The organism is Mesorhizobium sp. YIM 152430, from assembly GCF_029210365.1.
GTDB lineage: Bacteria > Pseudomonadota > Alphaproteobacteria > Rhizobiales > Rhizobiaceae > Aliihoeflea.
Window position 1 is genome coordinate 1 of record NZ_JARGES010000028.1, and the last position, 899, is coordinate 899.

Here is an 899-nt window from a genome sequence, read left to right on the forward strand (position 1 = left end):
TTCGCGCTGCCGGGCGGGTTCCTGTACCTCACGCGCGGGCTGCTCGCGCTCGCCAACGATTCGGCCGAAGTGGCGGCCGTCGTCGCGCATGAAATGGCGCATGTGACGGCCAATCACGGCATCCAGCGCCAGCAGAAGGAAGCCGAGGAGGTGCTCGCCGCGCGCGTCGTCTCCGATGTGCTGGGCGGCGGCGACACGGGCGGGCAGGTGGCGCTGATCCGCGGCAAGCTGCGGCTGGCGCAGTTCTCGCGCAACCAGGAACTGGAAGCAGACGCGATCGGCATCAGGTCGATCGGACGGGCGGGATACGACCCCTATGCGGCCTCGCGCTTCCTCCAGTCGATGGCGGCCTATGCGGAATCGCGTACAGTCGAATCCTCGGCCAACCGCAGCCTCGATTTCCTCGCCAGCCACCCCAACCCGCCGCAGCGCATCGATCTTGCCACGCGCCATGCCCGCCAGTTCGGGATGCCGGGCGTGGGCAATCGCGAACGCAATTCATTCCTCGACGGCATTGACGGGATGCTGTTCGGCGATACGCCGGAAGAGGGTTTCGTGCGCGGCACGTCCTTCGTCCATCCGATCCTCGGCATCTCGTTCGAGGTGCCGCAGGGCTTCGTGATCGACAATNGTCGAGCCGCGCCAGTCGCTGACCGCCTATGTGCAGTCGGGCTGGGTGGCCGGGCTCGATCCGGCCTCGGTGCGGCAGACGACGATCAACGGCAACGAAGCTGTCAACGCGCAGGCGCAGGCCGAGGGCTGGCAGTTCGACGTGACGCTGATCCGCTCGGGACGGCAGGTCTACCGGCTCCTGACCGCCGCGCCGCTTTCCAGCAACAATCTGAAGAACGTTGCCGGTTCGGTCGCAGCGAGCTTCCGCACGCTGTCGGATGCGGAAA

General features: G+C 67.0%; 1 pseudogene. It reads left to right on the forward strand.

The features are described 5' to 3' along the window. Positions 1–899 (forward strand): annotated as a pseudogene (locus tag PZ895_RS10265) (M48 family metalloprotease); the annotation flags it as partial.